Annotated in this window: 17 protein-coding genes and 1 pseudogene; all 18 read left to right on the plus strand. The window is 49.0% G+C overall.

All coding sequences use genetic code 11. The features are described from left to right. The 18 genes and pseudogenes from ABGT54_RS07450 (at position 1) to ABGT54_RS07535 (ending at position 18,715) form a co-directional block, all read left to right on the plus strand. Complete coding sequence (locus ABGT54_RS07450) at positions 1–1,275, plus strand: sporulation protein YqfD (RefSeq protein WP_346663508.1); 1,275 nt, start codon at positions 1–3, stop codon at positions 1,273–1,275. Continuing rightward, positions 1,254–2,264: a PhoH family protein gene (locus ABGT54_RS07455; protein ID WP_346663509.1), complete on the plus strand. Its 1,011-nt coding sequence runs from the start codon at positions 1,254–1,256 to the stop codon at positions 2,262–2,264. The genes ABGT54_RS07450 and ABGT54_RS07455 overlap by 22 nt, the downstream gene beginning before the upstream one ends. Further along, entirely contained in the window at positions 2,261–2,755 is a 495-nt protein-coding gene (gene ybeY / locus ABGT54_RS07460) for an rRNA maturation RNase YbeY (protein WP_346663510.1), read from the plus strand. Before ABGT54_RS07455 ends, ybeY begins: the two co-directional genes overlap by 4 nt. Before the next feature lie 36 nt (positions 2,756–2,791). After that, positions 2,792–4,450 carry a polysaccharide biosynthesis protein gene (locus ABGT54_RS07465; protein WP_346663511.1) on the plus strand — a complete coding sequence of 553 codons (1,659 nt, stop codon included), beginning with the start codon at positions 2,792–2,794 and terminating at the stop codon, positions 4,448–4,450. Between the two features lie 7 nt (positions 4,451–4,457). Further along, a complete protein-coding gene (locus ABGT54_RS07470) occupies positions 4,458–5,312 on the plus strand; it encodes a pyridoxamine kinase (protein WP_346663512.1) in 855 nt (284 codons plus the stop codon). Between the two features lie 16 nt (positions 5,313–5,328). After that, on the plus strand, positions 5,329–5,688 hold the full coding sequence (locus ABGT54_RS07475) for a hypothetical protein (protein WP_346663513.1): 360 nt from the start codon (positions 5,329–5,331) through the stop codon (positions 5,686–5,688). Positions 5,689–5,768: 80 nt separating this feature from the next. After that, positions 5,769–5,993, plus strand: coding sequence for a DUF896 domain-containing protein (locus tag ABGT54_RS07480; protein WP_346663514.1), 225 nt, complete (start codon positions 5,769–5,771; stop codon positions 5,991–5,993). Position 5,994: 1 nt separating this feature from the next. Next, complete coding sequence (locus ABGT54_RS07485; protein WP_346663515.1) at positions 5,995–6,177, plus strand: DUF4250 domain-containing protein; 183 nt, start codon at positions 5,995–5,997, stop codon at positions 6,175–6,177. Then, the gene (miaB, locus tag ABGT54_RS07490; protein ID WP_346663516.1) at positions 6,143–7,585 is read left to right on the plus strand and encodes a tRNA (N6-isopentenyl adenosine(37)-C2)-methylthiotransferase MiaB; all 1,443 of its coding nucleotides are present in this window, start codon (positions 6,143–6,145) and stop codon (positions 7,583–7,585) included. The genes ABGT54_RS07485 and miaB overlap by 35 nt, the downstream gene beginning before the upstream one ends. A 73-nt stretch (positions 7,586–7,658) precedes the next feature. Then, positions 7,659–8,075, plus strand: coding sequence for a hypothetical protein (locus ABGT54_RS07495; RefSeq protein WP_346663517.1), 417 nt, complete (start codon positions 7,659–7,661; stop codon positions 8,073–8,075). A gap of 114 nt (positions 8,076–8,189) precedes the next feature. Continuing rightward, a pseudogene (gene mutS, locus ABGT54_RS07500) lies at positions 8,190–10,822 on the plus strand (DNA mismatch repair protein MutS). A 3-nt stretch (positions 10,823–10,825) separates the two neighbouring features. Next, positions 10,826–12,826, plus strand: coding sequence for a DNA mismatch repair endonuclease MutL (gene mutL, locus ABGT54_RS07505; protein WP_346663518.1), 2,001 nt, complete (start codon positions 10,826–10,828; stop codon positions 12,824–12,826). Between the two features lie 2 nt (positions 12,827–12,828). Continuing rightward, on the plus strand, positions 12,829–13,809 hold the full coding sequence (miaA, locus tag ABGT54_RS07510) for a tRNA (adenosine(37)-N6)-dimethylallyltransferase MiaA (protein ID WP_346663519.1): 981 nt from the start codon (positions 12,829–12,831) through the stop codon (positions 13,807–13,809). Next, positions 13,773–14,066: a hypothetical protein gene (locus tag ABGT54_RS07515; RefSeq protein WP_346663520.1), complete on the plus strand. Its 294-nt coding sequence runs from the start codon at positions 13,773–13,775 to the stop codon at positions 14,064–14,066. Before miaA ends, ABGT54_RS07515 begins: the two co-directional genes overlap by 37 nt. 60 nt (positions 14,067–14,126) lie before the next feature. Continuing rightward, positions 14,127–15,413 (plus strand): methionine gamma-lyase family protein, encoded by a 1,287-nt coding sequence (locus ABGT54_RS07520; protein ID WP_346663521.1) that lies wholly within the window; start codon positions 14,127–14,129, stop codon positions 15,411–15,413. 21 nt (positions 15,414–15,434) lie between these two features. Then, on the plus strand, positions 15,435–16,697 hold the full coding sequence (locus ABGT54_RS07525; RefSeq protein ID WP_346663522.1) for an NAD(P)/FAD-dependent oxidoreductase: 1,263 nt from the start codon (positions 15,435–15,437) through the stop codon (positions 16,695–16,697). A gap of 4 nt (positions 16,698–16,701) precedes the next feature. Next, positions 16,702–18,342: an FAD-dependent protein gene (locus tag ABGT54_RS07530; RefSeq protein ID WP_346663523.1), complete on the plus strand. Its 1,641-nt coding sequence runs from the start codon at positions 16,702–16,704 to the stop codon at positions 18,340–18,342. 112 nt (positions 18,343–18,454) lie between these two features. Then, positions 18,455–18,715, plus strand: a complete 261-nt coding sequence (locus tag ABGT54_RS07535; protein WP_346663524.1) for a DUF4321 domain-containing protein — start codon at positions 18,455–18,457, stop codon at positions 18,713–18,715. Positions 18,716–18,736: the final 21 nt, after the last annotated feature.

Below are 18,736 nucleotides of genomic sequence, written 5' to 3' on the forward strand. Positions count from 1 at the left end.
ATGGCCGGCCGTTTTCAGCAGTACCTCTTTGGATATGTAAGGATCCGGATATCCGGCCCTTTCACAGAGCATTTTCTAAACAACTGCGTACGCCGGGGGATCCGTCTGTGGGATCTTTGTCCGGTCCGGGCAGGAGAATATGAACTCTGTCTTTTTGTCAGAGATTTTTTGAAAATCCGAAAGCTCGTCCGAAAAACAGGAACCAAAGTAACTGTGACACACCGGGCGGGCCTTCCCTTTTTCCGGTCCAGATACCGCAAAAGGAGAGGGCTGATCCTTGGCTTTTTTCTCTGCATTTTCCTGCTTCATCTTCTTTCCGGACGCATCTGGAGCATTGAATTTAGCGGAAATCAAACCTGTACTGACGAAGCGCTTTTAAAATACCTGGGGGAAAACAATATTTCCTGCGGCATGAAAAAAACACAGATCAACTGTTCCCGGATCGCATCCGAAATCAGAAAGACTTACGATGAGATCCTGTGGGCGTCTGTTTCCATAGACGGATCCCGCTTAAGGATACAGATCAAAGAAAATGAATACAGGGCAGATGCCGGCAAAGAGACAGACGACGATCCCTCTTCGGCTTCCTGGAAAGGCTTTGATCTTGTGGCCGATCTGGACGGAATAATCCGGGAGATCGTGACACTGGAAGGCGTCCCCCTGGTGGAAGCGGGAGATTCGGTAAAAAAGGGAGAAATCCTGGTGTCCGGCCAGGTGCCGATCCTGAACGATGCAAAAGAAGTAACCGGATATCAGTTTCGAAGAGCCGATGCCAGGATCACAGCCGAAGCACAGATTGTTTATCATGACACGGCAGCCATGTCTTCCGTTGAGAAAACCTATGATTCTGTGCAAAAAAGAGAAAATTTTCTCCAGGTGGGATCCTTTCGTTTTTCTTTTGGAGGAATTCAAAACAACTATAAAAACTGGACCTTTTGGGGTTATGAGAGACATCTTTCCATCGGGAGCCTGGACCTTCCGGTCTCTTACGGCTGTCGTCTTGCAAGCCCTTATACTCCCCGCCGTAAAACACTGGGCCTGCAGGCTGTGCAAAAGATCTTAAGCGCCTCGTTTTCACGCTATAAAGAGGATTTGGAGAAAAAAGGGGTAGAAATTATTGAGAATAATGTTAAAATATACACAGAGTCTCAGGAGGCGGCTGCCTCAGGAAAGCTTAAAGTCCTCACACCGATCGGCGTCTCAAAGCCTGCGAAAGCTCCGGCATCATCGGAAGAGGAAAAGGAGAAGAATACATGGGATTTACAGAAACAGTAATCGAAATACCTGCCGAACACCAGCGTAATGTATTCGGCCAGTTTGATGTTTATGCAAAGAAGCTGGAAAGAGCCTTTCGCGTCACCCTGATCGCCAGAGAAGAACATGTAAAGATCATGGGAGATGCGGCCCTTGCGGAAAAAGCAAAAAAGGTGCTCCTGCAGCTTACAGAACTCTCAAAACGGGGAAACACGATCCAGGAACAGAATGTGGATTATGCGATCTCTCTTACCATGGATGACAGTGAAGACAATGTTCTGGAGATAGATAAGGATATTATCTGTCATACGCTTCAGGGAAAGCCGATCAAACCAAAAACCATCAATCAAAAAAAATATGTGGACGCCATCCGCCGGCAGATGATCGTGTTCGGTCTTGGACCTGCCGGTACCGGCAAGACTTATCTTGCCATGGCTATGGCGATCACGGCATTTAAAAACAACGAAGTCGGACGCATCATCCTGACCCGGCCGGCCATTGAAGCAGGAGAGAAGCTGGGCTTCCTGCCCGGCGATCTGCAAAGTAAGATCGATCCATATTTACGACCACTCTACGATGCGCTTTACCAGATCATGGGCGCGGAAAGCTTTCTGAAAAATTCTGAAAAAGGATTGATCGAGGTGGCTCCGCTGGCATATATGCGCGGACGAACGCTGGACAATGCGTTTATCATCCTGGATGAAGCCCAGAACACAACGCCCGCACAGATGAAAATGTTCCTGACCCGGATCGGATTTGGCTCCAAGGTCGTTGTGACCGGCGACGCCACCCAGAAAGACCTGCCCCAGGGACAGATCTCCGGACTTGACGTAGCTGTATCTGTTGTAAAAAATATCGATGACATCAGCATCTGTAATCTGACCAGTAAAGATGTTGTACGACATCCCCTGGTGCAGCAGATCGTTAAGGCATACGAAGAATATGAGAGCCGGGAAAGCCGGGGACGGGGCGGACGGAAAACTTCCAGAGAAAAAAGGAGACGCTCATGACCATTTATTTTGATGAAGAAGGAGCGGTGAAACTGCCGCTCTCCTGTGAAGAAACTGCAGAGTTTGCCGCCAGGACCGCGCTGGATGTGCTGATGTGCCCCTATGAAGCGCAAATTAATCTACTGCTGACTACCAATGAAGAAATCCGCAGGATGAACAAAGAATTTCGGCAGATAGACCGGGAAACTGACGTTTTGTCTTTTCCAATGATCGACTTTCCTTCGCCCGGGGATTTTAGCCGTCTGGAGGAAATGGAAGACTGTTTTGATCCGGAAACAGGCGAGCTGATGCTGGGCGATATTGTGATATCCAAAGATAAAGTATTGGAACAGGCCAAAGATTACGGTCATTCCATTTTACGAGAATTTTCTTTTTTAATCGTGCATTCTGTGTTACACTTAACAGGGTATGACCATATGAAAGAAGATGAACGCGCCTGCATGGAAGATCTCCAGCGGATGATCATGGAAAAAGCAGGCATCCCTCGCTGACCGAAGGCAAATAACAAAAGATAGTTGGAGTAATATATGGGAGCAAAACAAAAAGAAAAAAATTTCATGGTTCAGGGTTCCATTCTTGCCATCGCCGGTGTGATCACAAAGATCATCGGCGCTGTCTATCGTATTCCTCTGATGAATATTGTAGGCGATGAAGGAATGGGCTATTATAGTGTCGCTTTTTCTATTTATACCGTAGCTCTCACCCTGACTTCCTACAGCCTTCCGCTGGCAGTTTCCAAACTGGTCTCTGCCAGGATTGCCGTGGGCCAGTACCGGAATGCCTATAAAGTGCTCAAAGGCGCTTTTGCCTTTGCGTTGCTGTCCGGTGGACTGGTTGCGCTTATTATTTTCTTTGGCGCCGAATTTATTGCGTCAGATATTATGTCAATGGATATGAGCGTCTATGCGCTTAGAATACTTGCGCCCTGTATTCTGGTAGTCGCGCTTCTGGGTGTTCTTAGAGGTTTTTTCCAGGGAAACGGATCCATGGTGCCGACGGCTGTTTCCCAGATTCTGGAGCAGATTGTCAATGCAGTTGCCTCTGTTGCCGGAGCATACCTTTTGCTCCAGGTTGGTCTTGATCTTGCAAAAAGCAGCAAAAACCAGTCTTTTGGTCCTGCATACGCAGCTGCAGGAGGAACTGTGGGAACCATTGCCGGCGCTTTCTTTGCCCTGCTTTTTATCGCCCTGCTTGCCTGGGCATATCTTAAAGTATTCCGGCGAAAAATGCGAAGAGATAAAAGCCGCAGAAAAGAAAGTTACCAGCAGGTTTACAAAGTTTTGTTTATTACCATTGTACCGGTCATCTTAAGTGCGACGGTTTCCAACATCAGCGATTTTGTAGACAATGCTCTGTTTAGTAATATTATGGCGGCACAGGGATATAAAAAGACAGAATATGCAAGCCTGCTTGGCATTTTAAGCGGCCAGTATGCCACCATGATCAATGTACCTCTTTCCGTCGCGACAGCTCTTGGCGCTTCTCTGATCCCCAGTCTTGTCGCTACCGTGCAGACGGGCAGCCGCAAGCAGATCCATCAGAAGATCACTTCCGTGGTCCGCTTTAACATGTGTATTGCAATCCCCTGTGCAGTAGGTTTTCTGGTGCTTGCAAGACCAATCCTGGATCTTTTATTCTTTACGCAGGACAACGGAACAGCCGCGCGCATGCTTCAGATCGGAGCCATATCTGTGGTCTTTTTCTGTCTCTCCACTGTGACAACCTCGGTACTTCAGGGTCTGGACGACATGATCTCGCCGGTGAAGAACTCGGCCATCGCACTGGGAATCCATGTCGTTTCCCTTTTGCTTATGATGGTAGTCTTTGAGTGGAATATTTATGCAGTTGTATTGAGTAAGATCGTCTTTTCCGGAGCGCTTTGCATTCTGAATGCACACACCCTCCGGGGACGGATCAGTTATATCCAGGAACAGAAACTGACCTTTATGATCCCGACCGCGGCCTCCGCTGTCATGGGCGTTGTCACCTTGGTGGTACATCTGTTATTTGAACTCTTTGCAGGAGAACATGTGGCAACCATAATTGCCATCCCTGCGGCTGTATTTGCGTATGCAGCGGCTCTGGTCCTGTTTGGCGGAGTGACAAAAGAAGAAGTCCTGGATATGCCAAAGGGCGCGACCCTGGTAAACATCTGCCAGAAACTACACCTGTTCAGAGGAGAGTAAAGCCATCATGAAACCGACGAAAAAAGTTGCGCTGATCCACGACCTTTGCAGCGTGGGGAAAGCCGCTCTGACCAATATGATGCCAATCTTAAGCGCAATGGGAATCGAAGCCTGTCCGGTGCCTACCATGCTCCTTTCCACCCACACCGGCGGATATGGTAAACCGGCCATCGCAAAGATCGATCCCTCCTTTATCCGTGAATGTGCGGATCATTTTATAAGCCAGAAGATTCAGTTTGACGCTATCTTTGTAGGATATCTCGGACATGCAGATATGGTGGACGCCGTGATTTATTTCCTGGAACAGTTCTCCGGAACAAAAATGATCCTGGATCCGATTATGGGAGATAATGGAAATTATTATCAGAACTTTGATGAATCATACAGCCGGGCTGTCAGAAGGCTGCTGCCTTACGCCGACGTGATCCTTCCAAACCTGACCGAATGTTTTCTTCTGACCGGCCGTCCCTATCAGATCACCGGCGATCACCGGAACGTACTCGCCCTGTGTAAAGAGCTTATGGCCTATGGCGCCAGGGATATGGTGATCACCAGTGTCCCCAAAGATGACTGCAAAAAAGGCATGGTCCTCTATGAAGATCAGGCATTTCTCTATCTTGGAAACGGAGAAAAGTTAAGTGATTACCATGGCACCGGCGATGCGTTTGACGGAATGTTTCTTGCAAAGCTATTGCAGGGATATACGCTTCTGGAGAGCATCCAGGCTTCTCACGCATTTGTCTGCGCCTGCATCCGCGACAGCGAAACCTATTCTTACCCGGAACGGGAAGGGCTTCTGATTGAAAAAAACCTTACGAAAACTTGTATAAATCAAATTAGTTCTGACCAATACTGTACTTAAAAAAGGAGTGGATCCTGTGAACCGCAAGTATGGTATTGGTTTTTTTACAATTTCAATCCTTCTGATCCTGGCGCTCACCTGCGCGTATCAGCTGACGTATCACAAGGCAAAAGAAAGGGCCGCCGCTGAACACACCCAGAAAAACGAAGCGGTTGTGACAGAGGGAGCGGCTTCCAAGAAAGAGGAAGAGGGATATTTTCTTTTTGAAGTCAACGGTTATATTGTTGTCTACTTCAGCGACCGCAAAACGCCCTATGAATATACCGACATCTCCTACGATGAACTTCCGGCGCTGATCCGGGAAGAGATCCGAAATGGGAAATATATAAAAAACGAACAGGAATTGTACGGATTTCTGGAAAATTACTCCAGCTAGACAGGAAAACATGGACTTTATCTGCCGGATAGTGTAAGATAAAGAACGTGCGAAAAAATGCAAAGAAATGAGGACTTGTCATGGATGAACAAAAGATTGCAAGGATCAATGAATTATATCACAAATCAAAGGCAGAGGGACTGACTGCGGAGGAAAAGAAAGAACAGCAGATCCTCCGGAGAGAATATGTTGACGCATTTAAGCAAAATCTCCGCAGTCAGCTGAATCAGATCTCAATCCAGGAGCCGGACGGAAGCATCACGGATCTTGGGAAAAAGTTCGGCGGCCGGAAAGGAGATGCCTGATATGTTGCAGAAACTGCCAAAAGATCCGGTTATGCTTCTTAGCGTAGTCAACACCCGTCTTCGGGATCAGTACCCGGATCTTTCTACCCTGTGTGAAGACATGGGAGCCAGTACAGAAGAAGTGAAAAATACATTGAAAGGAATCGGTTATGAATACGATGAATCTGGACATCAGTTTGTCTGATGAAATTCCCGCCGATGAGACGGGCAGACAATACTATTACATAGAAAAAGCACGTCTCTATGTGCAGCAGCTTTCACAAAAACTGGGAAGGCCCCTGACATTCTGCGTTACTACATTCGGATGTCAGATGAACGCGCGGGATTCCGAAAAACTGCGGGGAATCCTGCTGGAGATCGGCTACCGGGAAGCGCCGGAAGAATCTGCCGACTTTGTGATCTACAACACCTGCACTGTGCGTGAGAATGCCAACACCAGAGTCTATGGCCGTCTCGGACAGCTCAAACCCCTGAAAAAGAAACATCCGCATATGATGATCGGACTCTGCGGATGTATGATGCAGGAACCAGAAGTGATCGAAAAATTAAAGAAGAGTTATCCTTTTGTAGACATCATCTTTGGAACCCACAACATTTTTAAATTTGCAGAACTGATCGCAGAAAGATTTGCCACCGGCAGACCTGTAATCGATATCTGGGAAGGGACCGAACAGATTGTAGAAAATCTTCCGAATCAGAGAAAATATTTCTTCAAGTCCGGCGTCAATATCATGTTCGGATGCAACAATTTCTGCAGTTACTGTATCGTTCCTTATGTCCGCGGGCGTGAGAGAAGCCGAAGTCCCCAGGCCATCCTGGACGAGATCCGCCGTCTCGCAGACGATGGGGTTGTGGAGATCATGCTTCTTGGCCAGAATGTCAACTCTTACGGAAAAACACTGGACACTCCTGTGACGTTTGCCGCCCTTTTAGCTGAAATTGAAAAGATCGACAAAATCAGGAGGATCCGTTTTATGACCTCCCACCCCAAAGACCTTTCTGATGAACTGATCCAGGTCATGAGCCGGTCCGAAAAGATCTGCAGGCATCTGCATCTTCCGGTCCAGTCCGGAAGCAGCCGGATCCTTCAAAAAATGAACCGGCACTATACCAAAGAACAGTATCTTGCTCTTGTAGACAAGATCCGAAAAGCGGTTCCCGGGATCTCCCTGACTACAGATATCATTGTAGGCTTTCCGGGTGAGACAGAAGAAGATTTCCAGGAAACGCTGGATCTGGTCAGAAAAGTACAGTACGACAGCGCCTTTACGTTTATTTACTCCAGGCGCACCGGCACTCCCGCAGCCGCAATGGAAGATCAGGTACCGGAAGAAGTCGTAAAAGACCGCTTCCAGCGTCTGCTAAAAGAAGTCCAGGACATCGCGGCAAAGACCTGTTCCGTCCATGAGGGAACTACCAAGGAAGTCCTGGTGGAATCCTTAAGCGAACACGATCCTTCTATGGTAACCGGAAGACTTAGCAATAATCTTCTGGTCCATTTTCCGGGAAATCCGGATCTGATCGGGAAACTGATCCCTGTACACTTAACAGAATGCAGAGGATTTTACTATCTTGGAGAACAGGCAGTCTAGCAATATCTGCCATCTATAATTTTTCAAAAAAACGCTCAAACTATGGTGTATGACGATAGTGGGGGCGTTTTTTATGAGAAAGATCAGCGAATATCTTTTTTTATCCGGACTTGGCGGATGTCTGTATTATAGTTTTGAGCTTTTATTCCGCGGGTTCTCCCACTGGTCCATGTTTCTTCTTGGAGGACTTAGCCTTGTATTCTGTACGGTACAGGCGCAGCTTACCAGATGGGTGGATCCGCTGTGGATCCAGATTATACGATGTACGGTTTTTGTAGTTTCTCTGGAATTTATCACCGGGATCATCTTTAATAAATGGCTGGGGTTTACAATCTGGGACTACAGTGACCAGCCTCTGCAGCTGTTCGGCCAGATCTGTCTTCCTTTTGCCGTTCTCTTTTCCGGCCTGTGTGCCTGCGGCATTCTGATCGGGGGTTATCTGGGATTCTGGCTGTTTCAGGAGATACGGCCCAGCCCTCATTTCCTGTGATGCACGAAAGCGGAATTGAAAAAAATATCCCTTTCTTATTCCATGCAGAAATGCTATAATAAAATGTAAATTTCTTAACAGAAGAGGAGAATAAGAGTGGCTGAATTAACCCCTATGATGCGTCAGTATATGGAAACAAAAAAAGAATATCCTGACTGCATTTTGTTTTATAGATTAGGTGATTTTTACGAAATGTTTTTTGAGGACGCCCTGACCGCATCCAGAGAGCTGGAAATCACTCTGACCGGAAAAAACTGCGGACTGGAAGAACGGGCTCCCATGTGCGGCGTCCCGTACCATGCAGTAGACAGTTATCTGAACCGGCTGGTGTCCAAAGGTTATAAAGTAGCCATCTGCGAACAGATGGAGGATCCGGCCACTGCCAAAGGCCTGGTGAAACGGGACGTGGTGCGTATCGTTACTCCCGGAACCAATCTTGACACCCAGGCGCTGGACGAGACCAGGAACCAGTACATCATGTGTGTGGTCTATATTGCCGACAGGTACGGCGTATCTGTCGCTGATGTGACCACCGGCGACTATTTTGTAAGCGAGATTGCTGACAGTGAAAAACTATTTGACGAGATCTACCGGTATATGCCCTCAGAGCTGATATGCAATGAGGCTTTTTATATGAGCGGAATGGATCTCGATCTTTTAAAAACCAAATTCGGCATTACCATATATACGCTGGACGCCTGGTATTTTGATGATGAGATCTGTGCCGGCACACTGAAAGACCATTTTCATGTAGCTGCGCTGGAAGGGCTAGGCCTGGCTGATTATGACAGTGGAATCATTGCCGCCGGAGCGCTCCTGAAATACCTTCTGGAAACGCAGAAGCAGGATCTTTCTCATATCACAAACCTGACGGTGTACGCAAGCGGAAAATATATGCTTCTTGACAGTTCCACCAGAAGGAATCTGGAACTTTGTGAAACCTTAAGGGAAAAGCAAAAGAGAGGCTCCCTTCTCTGGGTCCTTGACAAGACCAAAACTGCCATGGGCGCCCGGACCTTAAGAAAATATATTGAGCAGCCCCTGATCGTAAAAAAAGAAATCGAGCAGCGTCTGGATGCAGTGGAAGAATTAAAGGATCAGGCCATCTCAAGAGAAGAGATCCGGGAGTATCTATCCTCTGTATACGACCTGGAACGACTGATGTGCAAGATTACCTATCAGTCTGCAAATCCGCGGGATCTGATCGCATTTGAACGGTCCCTGTCCATGCTGCCGCATATCAAATGTATTCTTCAGGACATGCACTCTGAACTGCTTAAAGGCATCTGGCAGGATCTGGATCCCCTGGAAGATCTCTGCGATCTGATCCACAGAGCCATTACCGATGAACCGCCCATTGCCATGAAGGAAGGCGGCATCATACGGGACGGCTACCACGAGGAAGTAGACCGTCTTCGGAACGCAAAATCAAGCGGAAAAGAATGGCTCGCGAAATTAGAGGAGCAGGAACGGGAAAAAAACAGGGATCAAAAATTTAAGGATCCGTTACAACAAAGTATTCGGCTATTATCTGGAAGTTACCAACTCTTTCAAAAATATGGTACCTGAATACTATACCAGAAAGCAGACCCTTGCCAATGCAGAACGCTACATTATTCCGGAACTAAAAGAACTGGAAGACACCATCCTTGGGGCGGAAGATAAGCTGTATGCTCTGGAATACCAGCTGTACAGCGAAGTCCGGGATGCCATTGCCGCTGAAGTCCTCCGTATCCAGAAAACTGCAAAAGCAGTCGCCAGTATCGATGTCTTTGCCTCCCTTGCGCTTGTGGCAGAGCGCGGCCGCTATGTAAGGCCAAAGATCAATGAAAAAGGCGTGATTGATATCAAAGACGGACGGCATCCGGTGGTAGAAAAAATGATCCCGGCAGACATGTTTATTGCCAATGACACCTATCTGGACGACAAAAAAAACCGGATCTCTGTCATTACAGGCCCCAATATGGCTGGAAAATCTACATATATGCGTCAGACTGCCCTCATCGTCCTGATGGCGCAGATCGGATCTTTTGTTCCCGCCTCCGGCGCAAACATTGGTCTGGTTGACCGGATCTTTACCAGAGTCGGGGCGTCCGACGACCTGGCCAGCGGGCAGAGTACATTTATGGTGGAAATGACGGAAGTTGCCAATATCCTGCGAAATGCCACCAGCAAAAGTCTCCTGATCCTGGACGAGATCGGCCGCGGGGACCAGTACGTTTGACGGCCTAAGCATTGCCTGGGCTGTGATCGAACACATCAGCAACAGCAAGCTTCTGGGAGCAAAAACCCTTTTTGCAACTCATTACCATGAACTGACAGAACTGGAAGGCAAAATCAGCAATGTCAATAACTACTGCATCGCTGTCAAAGAAAAAGGCGACGATATTATTTTCCTCCGCAAGATCGTAAAAGGCGGAGCCGATAAAAGTTACGGCATCCAGGTTGCGCGTCTTGCCGGAGTGCCGGAGTCTGTGACCAGCCGGGCAAAAGAGATCGTAGAAGAACTGGTCCAGGCAGATATCACCACCCGGATCAAAGATATCGCCGTCCAGACCGGAGGAACTCCCAAAGGAAAGCCCAGACGCTATGATGAAGTAGATCTGGCCCAGATGTCACTGTTTGATACGGTAAAAGATGACGATGTGATCCAGGAGATCGAAAATCTGGATCTGGCCAACTTAACTCCGATCGACGCATTAAATACTTTATATCAATTGCAGAACAAATTGAAAAACAGGTGGTAGATTATGAGTAAAATACAGGTGCTGGATCCGGTGACGATTGACAAGATTGCCGCCGGTGAAGTGGTAGAGCGTCCTGCGTCCATTGTAAAAGAACTGGCTGAAAACGCCATAGACGCAGGAGCGACTGCCATTACAGTGGAAATTGAAGACGGAGGGATCTCCTATATACGGATCGCAGACAATGGCTGCGGCATCGATCATGCCGAAGTTCCTGCTGCTTTTCTGCGGCATGCAACCAGTAAGATCCGCTCGGCAGAAGATCTTGCCCACATTCACTCTCTGGGCTTCCGCGGCGAGGCGCTTTCCAGTATCGCCGCCGTTTCCCAGGTAGAAATGATCACCAAGACTGCTTCAGAACCCTTCGGGACCCATTACCGGATCGCCGGCGGAAAAGAAGAGGGACTGGAAGAAACCGGCGCAAAAGACGGCACAACTTTTATTATACGTCAGCTCTTTTACAATACGCCGGCGCGCAGAAAATTTCTGAAAACTCCCATGACAGAAGCCGGGCATGTCAGCGATCTGATGATCCATATGGCTTTATCCCATCCGGATATTTCCTTTCAATTCATCAATCACGGACAATCCAGGATCCATACCTCAGGCAACGGCAATTTACGAGATGTGATCTATCACATTTACGGCCGCGAGATCGCCTCCAATCTCCTGGAAATCCACATGCAGGCAGAAGGACTTTCTATCACAGGCTATCTTGGAAAGCCTGTGATTTCCAGAGGCAACCGTAATTTTGAAAACTATTTCATCAACGGACGATATGTGAAAAGCCAGATCCTGTCCCGGGCGATTGAAGACGCTTATAAAGATTTTTCCATGCAGCACAAATATCCGTTTACCGCGCTGCTGATCACTTTGGACACAGATAAGGTGGATGTCAATGTTCATCCGGCGAAAATGGAAGTCCGTTTCCAAAACCAGCAGGCCGTTTATAATACTGTCTATGAGGCAGTAAGCAAGAGTCTGCATTCCCGGGAACTGATCCCTGGAATCGAACTGGACTCCCCGTCTTTCCCTGTACCCGGCGCTGTCCCGGAACAGGAAAAGGCGCCTGCGGCACAGGAAAAAGATTCCGGCAAACCAGCCGCCGGTAAAACAACTGCAGACAGAAATACTGCCATACCATCCAAAGAGCGGGATCTTGATTACTTTATGGAACAGATGCGAAAACGGGTCCAGTCCTATCATGACCGCAGGTCTTCCGCAGAGGTTCCCCAAAAAAACCAGATCTTCCGGCCGGACATCCAGACCGACCGGATCCGGGAGGCTGTCAGCTCTTTCTCACCGAAAGAACAGTCAGAACATCCGAAGCTTTCCGGGCAGAAAAAGCCGGCAGAACCGACCGGAGAGCCTGCACAGACAACCCAGTTAAATCTCTTTCAGGACAGGTTTCTGGAGCCTTCCAGCAGACCGTTTTACCGGATGATCGGGCAGGTGTTTGAAACCTACTGGATGATAGAATTTCAGGATCAGCTTTATATCATAGACCAACACGCCGCCCATGAACGGGTGCTGTACGAACGTACATTAAAAAGCATGCATTCCAGAGAATACACTTCCCAGATGATCAGTCCGCCCATCATCCTCAACCTGAGTATGCAGGAAGCTGCTCTTTTGCGGGAACATCTGAACCGCTTTACAAAGATCGGGTTTGAGATTGAGGAATTCGGACAGGACTCTTTTGCTGTGCGCGCAGTCCCTGACAATTTGTTCGGTCTGGCAAAAAAAGAGCTGCTGATAGAATTGCTGGACTCCTTATCCGAAGAAGTTACAAGAAAACTGTCTCCGGAAGTCCTGGATGAAAAAATAGCTTCCATGTCCTGCAAAGCTGCGGTGAAGGGGAACATGCACCTGTCCGCAAAAGAAGTGGACGCTCTGATCCTGGAACTTCTGACACTGGACAACCCCTATCATTGTCCTCATGGAAGACCGACGATCATTTCCATGAGTAAAAAAGAGCTGGAAAAGAAATTTAAAAGGATTGTGTGATCATGAAGAAACCATTGATTGTCCTGACCGGACCGACAGCTGTCGGGAAAACCAAATTGTCCATCGCTCTTGCGAAAGCCATTGACGCAGAGATCATCTCCGCTGATTCCATGCAGGTCTACCGGCATATGGACATCGGTTCCGCAAAGATCCGTCTGGAGGAAATGAAAGGGATCCCCCATCATCTGATTGATGTGCTGGATCCATGGGAAGAATTCCATGTGCAGAAATTCCAGCAGATGGCGAAAAACGCTATGGATGACATCTACAGCCGGGGGCATATTCCTCTTCTGACAGGCGGGACAGGATTCTATATCCAGTCGGTCATCTATGATATTGATTTTACCGCGGAAGAGTCCTGTGGATCCCTCCGAAAAGAACTGGAAACATACGCCGCCGACCATGGGGCAGAAGCGTTGCATCAGAAGCTTTCTGAAGTGGATCCGCAGGCAGCAAAAGAAATCCACCCGCACAATGTCAAACGGGTGGTGCGCGCCCTGGAATATTACCGGCAGACCGGAGAGTGCATTTCTGCACACAACAGAAGGGAACGGCAGAAAGAATCTCCGTATGCGCTCGCTTATTTTGTGCTGACCGACAAACGTGAAAAAATATATGAACAGATCGATCGCCGGGTAGACCTGATGATGGACGACGGTCTTCTGAATGAAGTCAGGAAACTAAAAGAAATGGGCTGCCGCAAAGAGATGGTATCCATGCAGGGACTTGGATACAAAGAGCTTCTGGAGTACCTGTCCGGCGGCTGCAGTCTGGAAGAAGCGGTCTTTCGTATCAAACGGGATACCAGACACTTCGCAAAACGCCAGCTCACATGGTTTAAGAGGGAGAAACATGTGATCTGGGTGCCAAAAGACTGTTTTCAATATGAAGAAGAAAAGATACTGGCATTTATGCTGGAAGAGATAAAAAAACTGGAGGGAGTATCATGTTTGAAAAATTATTCGGGGGTTCCAAGTTTCTGAAACGAATGAACACACTTATGGAAGTTTATGCCTGCAGCAGAAATCCACAGGCGACCTATCGGGAGCTTGTGAAACTAAAGCCGCTGATCCATACACAGGGAGAACAGGCGCTTTATGAATTAAACCGCGCCTCTTTGCTGTATGATATGAAAAAATTCCGGGAAGCCGCAGATGTGATCATGGAAATCCGGCCGCTGAACCCGGAATTTGATGCCAGATGTGCTGCGGTCCGCACCAAGATCATGGATGCCATGTAACGGCGTATAAAAATGAAATCCATTCCAAAAACAATCAGACAAAAGAGAGGATAAACAGACATGTCAGAACAAATTGATGCTTTATATGAAAAAATGGGAATCCGAAAAAGTGTGGTCACGTATGGAGAAAATATCTGCCGTGAACTAAAAGACCGGTTTGAACAGATCGACCAGACTGCCGAATACAATCAGCTCAAAGTCATCCATGCCATGCAGAAAAACAGGGTCAGCGACGCCTGCTTTCAGTTTGCCAGCGGCTATGGATATGACGATCTGGGCAGGGATACTCTGGAACGGGTATATGCCTCTGTATTCCATACTGAAGATGCGCTGGTCCGGCCACAGATCACCTGCGGCACCCACGCCCTTTCTCTTGCCCTGGCCGCAAATTTAAGACCGGGAGATGAGCTGTTGTCGCCGGCCGGAAAGCCTTATGATACGCTGGAAGAAGTCATTGGCATCCGTCCCTCCAAAGGTTCTCTTTCAGAATACGGGATCACTTATTCACAGGTAGACCTGCTTGCAGACGGATCCTTTGATTATGAAAAGATCCGTCAGGCCATTCATGAGAGAACCCGGATGGTCACCATTCAGCGTTCCAAGGGATATCAGACCCGTCCAAGCTTCTCTGTGAAACAGATCGGAGAACTGATCTCTTTTGTAAAACAGATCAAGCCGGATGTAATCGTTATGGTAGACAACTGCTACGGTGAATTTGTAGAAGAAACAGAGCCCAGTGACGCAGGCGCAGATATGGTGGTGGGATCCCTGATTAAAAATCCCGGCGGCGGCCTTGCACCCATCGGCGGCTATATTGCCGGGAAAAAGGAGCTCATTGAAAATTGCAGCTACCGGCTGACCTCCCCGGGACTTGGCAAAGAAGTCGGCGCATCTTTAGGCGTGATGCAGTCTTTCTATCAGGGTCTGTTTCTGGCGCCAACTGTAACGGCTTCTGCCTTAAAGGGCGCGATTTTTGCTGCAAATGTCTATGAAAAACTCGGATATCCGGTAATTCCTGACGGCAAGGAAGACCGACACGATATCATACAGGCGGTAACGTTTGGAAAACCGGAAGGCGTCATTGCTTTCTGCCGCGGGATCCAGGCTGCCGCTCCGGTAGATTCCTATGTGACTCCTGAACCGTGGGCAATGCCAGGTTACGACAGTGATGTGATCATGGCGGCCGGAGCATTTGTCCAGGGCTCCTCCATTGAACTTTCTGCAGACGGTCCGATCAAACCACCTTACGCCGTCTATTTCCAGGGCGGCCTGACCTGGCCTCATGCAAAACTTGGAATCCTGATGTCTCTGGAATATCTGGTGCGCGAAGGGATCCTGACCGTATAATCTGTTGTAAGGAGAGAGGATATGAAGCATATTGTCATCATCGGCGGAGGCGTATCCGGCATGACAGCCGCCATCACGGCCGCAGAACATGGCCCGTCTGCCAGGATCACAATCCTGGAACACAAAGCAGAACTTGGGAAAAAAATACTGGTTACCGGGAACGGACGCTGTAATCTGACCAACCATCGTATGACAGAAGCCTGCTACCGCAGTGAAGATCCCCGGTGGATCAAACATCTGACAGAGCGGTTCCGGTGGCAGGATACGGTTCGTTTTTTTGAAGATCTGGGGCTTCCGGTCAGAGACCGGGACGGCTATGTATATCCAAGATCCAATCAGGCGTCTTCTGTCCGCAGGATTCTCGTCCGTCGTCTGAAGGAGCTGCAGGTGCAGGTGATCCTGGGCGCACATGTCTCCGGCGTTATCCCCGTTGCCGGCGGATTTGAAGTGTGGTTTTCCACTGGCGGGGTTCGCAAAAAATGCAGCGCCAGTCGGGTCATTCTTTCCAGCGGCGGAAAGGCCGCACCGGTACAGGGATCTGACGGGAGCGGTTACTCCATTGCCCGGTCTTTCGGCCATACCATCGTCCCGGTGGTTCCCGCCCTGGTGCAGCTGAAGATAGAGAACCACCCATTGGCAAAGGCTGCCGGTGTGCGTACCGAAGCAAAAGTGGCAGTTACCATAGATGGAAAAGAAGCGGCCCAGGATACCGGCGAACTTCAGATTACATCCTATGGACTGTCCGGTATCCCTGTTTTCCAGGTCAGTCGCTATGCAGCGCGGGGGCTGCTGGAGCAGAAGAAAGTAGCTGTACAGCTGGATCTTGTACCGGAAATGTCAGAAAACCAGCTTCGACTTTTTTTCCGCCAGAGACAGCAACATCTGGGAAGCATCTGTCAGTCACTTACACTGGAAGACTATCTGTGCGGTATTTTCCCGGACAAACTGATCATTCCTGTCTTAAAACAGGCAAAGCTTTCCGGGCGCATCCGTGTTCCTGATCTGGAACACGGTCAGATGGATCTTCTGGTTTCCGCCTGCAAAAACATTTCCCTTTCCGTAGAAGACACCAATGGCTTTGAAAACGCCCAGGTATGTGCCGGCGGCGTTTCTACCGGAGAGATCCTGCCCGCCACCATGGAATCCTGCCTGCAACCCGGACTGTTTCTTGCCGGAGAAGTTCTGGATGTTGACGGGATCTGCGGAGGATATAATATTCACCATGCGGTCATTTCCGGAATGATCGCCGGGAAATCCGCCTCCGAAGAAGAAAGGAGATCCTAAACTTATGATTCAGATCCAGCAGATCAAACTAAAAATTCCTCATACTGACACAGAACTGAAAAAGAAAATCTGTCACATCCTCAGGATCCGTCCAGACGAGCTGCAGTCCTTTCGGATCCTGAAGCGTTCCCTGGACGCCAGACGCAAACCGGAGCTTTTCTATGTCTATACTGTGGAAGTCAGCATCAGGCAGGAGAACCGCCTCCGAAATCGCCTGAAAAAAAATCCGTCTGTCACGATGCGCGGTTCGCTTCCTTCCTATTCTTATCAGAGTTCCGGTACCAAAACCCTAAGCCACCGGCCGGTTATCTGCGGCACCGGACCGGCCGGTCTGTTCTGCGGCTATGCTCTCGCAAAAATGGGGTATCGTCCGATCCTTCTGGAAAGAGGCGCTGCCGTAGACGAGCGGGTCAAAGAGGTAGAAAATTTCTGGAAAACCGGAAAACTGCTTCCAGAATCTAACGTGCAGTTTGGCGAAGGCGGCGCGGGCACTTTTTCGGACGGAAAGCTAAACACCCTGATCCATGACCCTGACGGAAGGGGACGAGAAGTTCTTCGGATTTTTGCAGAACACGGCGCTTCACCGGAAATCCTTTACGACAGTAAGCCTCATATCGGCACAGATAAACTGATCCAGGTAGTCCGTTCTATTCGGACAGCCATTCAGTCTATGGGAGGAGAATTTTCTTTTCGCACCCGGCTGACCGATATCCTGACAAAAGACACGGAAGACGGGTCTCGCATTCAGGCGGCAGTATCGCAAAACACGCTGGATCCCGCTGTCACAGAAGTCCTTAACACGGAAGTCCTTGTGCTGGCGATCGGTCACAGCGCCAGAGATACGTTCTCCATGCTGGAAAAGCGAAAATTTCCTATGGAAGCCAAGTCCTTTGCTGTCGGCGTCCGCATCGAACATCCCCAGAAAATGATCAACCAGAGTCAGTATGGCGCCGTCGATTCCGGTCTTCCGGCCGCCTCCTATAAGCTGACCGCCAATTTCCCGAATGGGCGCAGCGTCTATACCTTCTGCATGTGTCCGGGCGGATATGTGGTAAATGCCTCCTCCGAACCAGGAAAACTGGCGGTCAATGGCATGAGTTACAGCGGAAGAAGTGGGAAAAATGCAAACAGCGCCGTGATCGTCACCGTTACCCCCGACGACTATCCCGGAGACGGACCTCTTGCCGGCGTAAGCTTTCAGCAACAGTTGGAAGAAGCCGCTTATCGGCTGGGAGAGGGCGCTGTCCCGGTACAGCTCTTTCAGGACTTTTGCGCCGACAGGCCGTCTGCAGGGCCGGGACAGATCACTCCCCAGATCAAAGGCTCCTGCCACTGGACGAATGTGCGCTCCATTTTCCCAGAAGAAATTTCCAAATCCCTTGAAGAAGGCATCCGGGATTTTGACCGGAAGATTCCAGGCTATGCCAGGCCGGACGCCGTGATTTCCGCAGTGGAAAGCCGGACTTCCTCTCCGGTCCGGATCCTGCGCGGCCCTGCTCTGGAGTCTTCCGTCCAGGGCGTCTACCCTTGCGGAGAGGGAGCAGGATACGCCGGTGGTATTACATCCGCCGCCATGGACGGACTTCGGATCGCACGCGCCATCAGTCAGATCTACCGTCCCTTTTCTTCGACAGATCCTGCCTGATTCTGCGGAAGTTTAAGAATTTTTTAATGGGATTTCCCTATACACATTTTCTGAAATATGATAAAATGTATTGAGTTTTGAGTTAGACAGCTTGAAATGAGGAGGAGTACATATGAAGGGAACAGGAAGTAAAAACGCCTGGGCTTTATTTCTGTTGTTACTGGCAGGAATCGTACTTGGGGGATTTATCGGGATGCTGGCGGAAGGCATACCGGCTCTTAGCTGGCTTGCCTACGGACAGTCCTTTGGCCTGGACGAACCGATCGTGCTGAATCTGGGGGTACTGGTTGTTACCTTTGGTCTTTCGATAAAGATTACCATTGCAAGTATCATTGGCGTGATTCTTTCGATTTTTATCTATCGTTTCTTATAGTACAGTTTATTCTGGAATATC

Source organism: uncultured Merdimonas sp. (assembly GCF_963929015.1).
Lineage (GTDB): Bacteria > Bacillota > Clostridia > Lachnospirales > Lachnospiraceae > Merdimonas.